At 69.3% G+C, this 5,556-nt stretch carries 5 protein-coding genes; 1 reads left to right on the top strand and 4 read right to left on the bottom strand.

All coding sequences use genetic code 11. The features are described 5' to 3' along the window. Positions 1–739: ComF family protein (locus AD428_RS21840; protein ID WP_053246571.1), on the bottom strand; the 739-nt coding region annotated here is incomplete at its 3' end. 14 nt (positions 740–753) lie between these two features. Between AD428_RS21840 and AD428_RS21835 the strand changes: the two genes are divergently transcribed. Then, positions 754–1,731: a methyltransferase domain-containing protein gene (locus AD428_RS21835; protein ID WP_053246570.1), complete on the top strand. Its 978-nt coding sequence runs from the start codon at positions 754–756 to the stop codon at positions 1,729–1,731. Positions 1,732–1,746: 15 nt separating this feature from the next. Here the strand turns inward: AD428_RS21835 and AD428_RS21830 are convergent, their stop codons facing one another. The 3 genes from AD428_RS21830 to trkA all read right to left on the bottom strand — a co-directional run. Beyond that, a complete protein-coding gene (locus AD428_RS21830) occupies positions 1,747–2,994 on the bottom strand; it encodes a YbdK family carboxylate-amine ligase (RefSeq protein WP_053246569.1) in 1,248 nt (415 codons plus the stop codon). Between the two features lie 329 nt (positions 2,995–3,323). Further along, positions 3,324–4,793: a TrkH family potassium uptake protein gene (locus AD428_RS21825; RefSeq protein ID WP_053246568.1), complete on the bottom strand. Its 1,470-nt coding sequence runs from the start codon at positions 4,791–4,793 to the stop codon at positions 3,324–3,326. A gap of 49 nt (positions 4,794–4,842) precedes the next feature. Further along, positions 4,843–5,556, bottom strand: a 714-nt coding sequence (gene trkA, locus AD428_RS21820) for a Trk system potassium transporter TrkA (RefSeq protein ID WP_082308544.1), incomplete at its 5' end; no start/stop codon positions are given.

Here is a 5,556-nt window from a genome sequence, read left to right as displayed (position 1 = left end):
GCGCCGCCACCAGCACCGTTACGTCCTGCGCGCCGCCGGCGATGAGCGCCTGGGCGGCGGCACGCACGGTGCTGCCGGTCGTCATGACGTCGTCCACCAGTACCGCGTGCCGGCCCGCCAGGGGCTCGCGGCAGACGTACAGCCCCTGCGCCGCGCGGCGGCGGGCCCGGCGGTCCAGCGTGGCTTGGCGCGGCGTTTCGCGGCGGCGCGCCAGCACGGCGCGCGCCAGCGGGATATCCAGCTCGCCGGCCAGGGCGCGGGCGATCTCGGCCGCGGGATTCATGCCGCGCCGGCGCAGCGAGGCGCGGCCGGCCGGCACCGGCACCAGCACCGCGCCCGCGGGCAGAACCAATCCCTGTCGCGCGCAGGCGCGCGCCATCATGCCCGCCAGCACGGGGGCCATGCTCAGCCGCAGCCCGGACTTGAGCATATGGACCAGGATGTCGGCGGGCGGCTCGTAATCGAACGCCGCCACGCAGCGCGAGAACGGCGGCGCGCCCGCCAGGCAGGCCGCGCAGTGGCCGTGCCTGAGGCGCAGGGCGCAGCGCGGGCAGCGCGGAACCGCCGGATCGGCCATGGACCCGGCGATATCGGACTCGCACCCGGCGCACAGCCGCGCCCCCGCGACGCGCGCGCCGCATAGCGGGCAGTCGCAGCCGATGCGGGCCAGCAGCGATCGCCCCGCGCGGCGCAGGGTCAATCGGAAGGCTGAGCCCGTATGCGCAATAATGTCGGACATCGCTTCATGTAATCATGCTCCGCCCCGCGCCGCCAGCACGGGCGCGATCCCAATGTCCCTGCCAGAAACCTCCCCCCCCGCCTTCCCTGCCCATCGTCAGCGCCGACGTGCCGCGCCAGTTCGCCCGCCGCGGCGACCTGTCCGAGGCCCAGTTCCTCTATGGGGAAGTGGCCCGGCGCATGCTGGGGCGGCTGCGCTATATCCGCCTGCGGCCGGCCGCCATGCTGGACGCCGGCTGCGGGGCGGGCGACAACCTGGCCCTGCTGCGGGAGCGCTATCCCGAGGCCGCCTATACCGGGCTGGACAACTGCGAGCCGCTACTGGCGATCGCGCGCAAGCGCCATGCGGCCGGCGGCCTGGGCGCCTGGATCGGCAGGCTCGCCCGTCGCGGCCCGGCCGGGCCGGCTTTCCTGAACGCCGACCTGGCGGCCAGCGGACTGCCCCCCGAGTCGCTGGACTTGGTGTGGTCGAACCTGGCGCTGCACTGGCACCGCGAACCGCACGCCGTGCTGGCCGAATGGCGGCGCGTGCTCAAGGTGGGCGGACTGGCGATGTTCTCCTGTCTGGGGCCCGCCACGCTGCGCGAGCTGCGGCAGGCGCTGGACGACGCCGGCCTGCGCACGGCCACGCCCTCGTTCGTGGACATGCACGATTTCGGCGATCTGCTGGTGGAGAACGGCTTTGCCGATCCGGTCATGGACCAGGAAATACTGACCCTCACCTACCGCGGCCCCGACAAGCTGCTGGCGGACGTGCGCGCGCTGGGCGGCAATCCGGCCGAAGGCCGCCGGGCGGGCTTGGCCGGCAGGCGCTGGCGCGAGCGGCTGTGCGCAGCCCTGGAAGCGCAGCGGGGCGAAGACGGCCTGATACGGCTTTCGATAGAGGTGGCTTACGGACACGCCTGGCGCGCCGCGGCGCATCGGACCGGGGCCGGGGAAACCCGCCTGTCCGTCAGCGCCATCGGCGGCCGCAGGCAGGGCGCCGCGCCCTGACCTGTCCCGGGCGGGTCAGTGCAGGTGCTCGGGCAGGGGCTCCACCCCGGGCTCCGACAGCGGCTGCACGGCAACGTGCATGGGCTCGGAAGTGGCGCGGATGCGCCGGCGCAGCACGGCGGTGGGTTCGGGCGCGGGCGCGGTGGCGCAAGCCTCGCCGCGGAAGGTCTGGGTCATGCTTTCCACCACCAGTGGCAGCTCGCGCAGGCGATGGAACTGGTTGCGCAGCCAGCGGGAGTCGTTGCCGCTGCGGATGGCCTCGTCGCGCAGCGCGGCGATCATGTCGGCCGTGCCGAGCTCCTGGGCCACCGGCATCAGGCGCTGGAACAGGGCCCGCAGGTGGTCGATGAGGCGCACGCGCTGGCCGTCCGGCGTGACGTAGCTGCCTTGCAGGCCGAAACGGCAGGCCTGGAAATGGTTGCTGCGGTAGGACAGCCAGGCCCCGTCGGAAGGCTCGTCTTCGCGCAGCAGCAGCACCGAGAGGGCCTGGGCGAAGGCCGCGATCTGGCAGGCCCGCTCCACGGTCAGGGGGGTGTCGCACACGCGGATTTCCACCGTGCCATATTCGGGCTTGGGCCGGATATCCCAGTACAGGTCCTTGATGCTCTCGGCCAGGCCGAACGCGCGCAGCTGCGACAGATGCGCCTCGAACTGGTACCAGTCCTTGACTTCGGGCGGCAGGTGGCCAGCCAGGGGAAAGCTGTTGACCGCGTTCAGGCGCGAGCACGAGAACAGGGTGTCCACGCCTTCGCAGTACGGCGAGGAGGCCGACAGGGCGATGAAGTGCGGAACATAGGGCGACAGGCGGCGCAGCAGGCCGATGGCCTCATCGCCGGTCTTCACGCCCAGGTGAATGTGCTGGCCGAACACCGTAAATTGACGCGCCAGGTAACCATACATTTCGGCCAGGTACTGGAATCGCGGCGTGTCCGAAATGGAGCGCTCCTGCCAGCGCATGAAGGGGTGCGCGCCGCCGCCGGCGACAGAGACCCCCACGGCGTCAGCGGCCTCGACCAGCGCGTCGCGCATCTCGCGCATTTCGGCCAGCAGGCCCATGGGGTGCTCGTGCACCGAGGAATTCAGTTCGATCATGGACCGCGTGATCTCGGGTTTGACGCGGTCGGCGATGGGATGGTTGGCCATCTGGGCCAGGAGCTCATCGGAAGCGGCGGCAAGGTCGAAGCTGCGCGGATCGATGAGCTGCAGTTCGAGTTCGATGCCCAGGGTGTTGGGGGCCGACGAAATGAACGGGATGTGTTCCATCTCGGACTCCTTGATATTTGTGGTGGGGGATTGCGCCGTTCGACCTTGAAGCCCGGCAGCTTCCCGGGGGGCACTAGACGGCTGCTTATGCGTGCATGATAGCCGCAGCTTTATGGCAAAACGATTGTAAATCGTGACATTTGTGTGCAACATCGGGAAGCATCCCGTTTTACCCGCACAGAGCCGGTAAGCAAGCACTTACAACATAGGATTGACGGGGATTGCGGCCGGCGGCTCCCGGAAAGCAAGCGCTGGCAGGGCCTGGAGAGGGGTTCGGGATATCCCGGATTAGGGATATCCCGGGGGAATGGCGGCAGATCCGGCGGCCGCTATTTGCGCCAGAAGATAGGGGTGAACAGCACCAGCACCGTCATCAGCTCCAGGCGTCCGATCAGCATGGCGAAGGTGCACACCCAGATCTGGAAATCCGAAAGCACCGCGAAATTGCCCATGGGGCCGACCGGGCCCAGGCCCGGACCGGTGTTGTTCACGCTGGCGAACACGGCCGAAAAAGCGGTGATGGGATCCAGCCCCGACAGCAGCAGCAGGCTGGTGAACACGGCGATGGACAGACCATAGAACAGCATGAACGCCAGCACCGACGACATGGTGCGGCCTTCCACCGCCCGGCCGTTGATGCGCACCGGGCTCACCGCGTGCGGGTGCAGCATGGTGACCAGCTCGTTGCGCGCCTGCTTGATGAGGAGAATGGCGCGGATCATCTTGATGCCGCCGCCGGTGGACCCCGCCGAGGTGGCGAAACCCGACAGCAGCAGCATGGTGAGCGGCGCGAAGAGCGGCCACTGGGCGAAATCGGTGTTGGCGTACCCTGTGGTGGTGGCCATGGAGATCGTGTTGAACATGCCGTAGCGCAGGGCCTGCAGCGGCGCCGTGTACACCCCCTTGATGTACAGGTATGCCGAGATCACCAGCCCCACGCCCAGCACGACGACCAGGTAGGGCACGGCTTCGGGGCAGCGCAGGTACGCGCGGGCGCTGCGCTGGCGCAAGGCGTTGAAATGGGTGGCGAAGTTGATGCCCGCGATCAGCATGAACACCATGGCCACCGCCTCCACCGCCGGGGAATCGAAGTGGGCGAAGCCGTCGTCCCAGGTGGAAAAGCCGCCCAGCCCCATGGTGGTGGCCATGTGGCACCAGGCGTCGAACCACGGCAGCCCCACGGCGCGGTAGGCCAGGAAACAGAGGATGGAAAACGCGAAATACACCGCGTAGAGCGCCTTGGCCGTGCTGGCGATGCGCGGGGTGAGCTTCTCGTCTTTCATGGGGCCGGGCGTCTCGGCCCGCACCACCTGGTGGCCGCCCACGCCCAGCAGCGGCAGAATGGCCACGGCCAGCACCAGGATGCCCATGCCGCCCACCCAGATCAGGGTGGCGCGCCACAGGTTGATGGACGGCGGCAGCGCGTCGAGATTGGTCAGCACGGTGGCGCCGGTGGTGGTGAGGCCGGACATGGCCTCGAAATAGGCGCTGGTGAACGACAGCGGCAGGCCGGCGTGGCGAAAATAGATGAGCAGCGGGATCGCGGCCAGCAGCGGCAGCCCCGCCCACACCGCCGACACCAGCACGAAACCGTCGCGGGCGCGCAGCTCGCTGCGATTGCGCCGGGTAAGCGCGGCCAGGCCCGCGCCGATGCCGATCGACAGCAGGAAGCCCTCCAGGAAGGCCTGGCGCGCGGCATCCTCGCCCAGGTACGCCACGCCCAGCGGAATGACCATGGTGAGCGCGAACATCACCATGGTCAGGCCGAGAATGTGCAGGGTGGCCAGCACGCGCTTCATGATGCTCGTCCGGCCGCGCCGGCCCCGGCGTTGAGGTCTGGGGCGCGCATCAGAAGAACGAAGCCGAGACCTGGAACAGTTTTTCCACGCGCGGCATCTGCTTGCGCGAGGGCACGAAGACGATCACGTGGTCGTCGGACTCGACGACGGTGTCGGCATCGGGCAGCAGGATTTCCTCGCCGCGCACCAGGGCGCCAATGGTGGCGCCCTTGGGCAAGTGGATTTCTCCCACGGGCCGGCCCACCACCTTCGAGGTGGAGCGGTCGCCGTGGGCGATGGCTTCCAGCGCCTCCGCCACGCCCTGGCGCAGGCGGTGCACGGCCGCCACGTCGCCGCGGCGCACGTGGCGCAGCAGCTCGCTCATGGTGGCCTGCGAGGGCGACACGGCGATGTCGATGTGGCTGCCCTGCATGAGCTCGCCATAGGCCTGCCGGTTGATGAGCGCGATCACCTTGCGCGCGCCCAGGCGCTTGGCCAGCAGCGATGACATGATGTTGTCCTCGTCGTCGCTGGTGAGGGCGAGCCAGGTGTCCATGTCCTCGATGTTCTCGCGCTCCAGCAGGCTTTCGTCGGTGCCGCTGCCGTGCAGGACGAGCACGCTGTCCGGAAGCTGCGTGGCGAGGTATTCGCAGCGCTTCCGGTCGCGCTCGATGATGCGCACGCTGTAGTTTTCCTCGGCGAGCTGGCGCGCCAGGCGCAGGCCGATATTGCCGCCGCCGGCGATCATGACGCGCCGCACGGCGCGCTCGGCCTCGCGCAGCTG

This window comes from Achromobacter sp. DMS1, assembly GCF_001270295.1.
The sequence above is the reverse complement of the archived record's forward strand: the minus strand, read 5'-3'. Positions and strand labels throughout refer to the sequence as shown.

Bases quoted from the DNA above. Each gene is read 5' to 3' on its own strand.
- AD428_RS21835 (WP_053246570.1), top strand. From the start codon at position 754: ATGCTCCGCCCCGCGCCGCCAGCACGGGCGCGATCCCAATGTCCCTGC.
- AD428_RS21830 (WP_053246569.1), bottom strand. From the start codon at position 2,994: ATGGAACACATCCCGTTCATTTCGTCGGCCCCCAACACCCTGGGCATC.
- AD428_RS21825 (WP_053246568.1), bottom strand. From the start codon at position 4,793: ATGAAGCGCGTGCTGGCCACCCTGCACATTCTCGGCCTGACCATGGTG.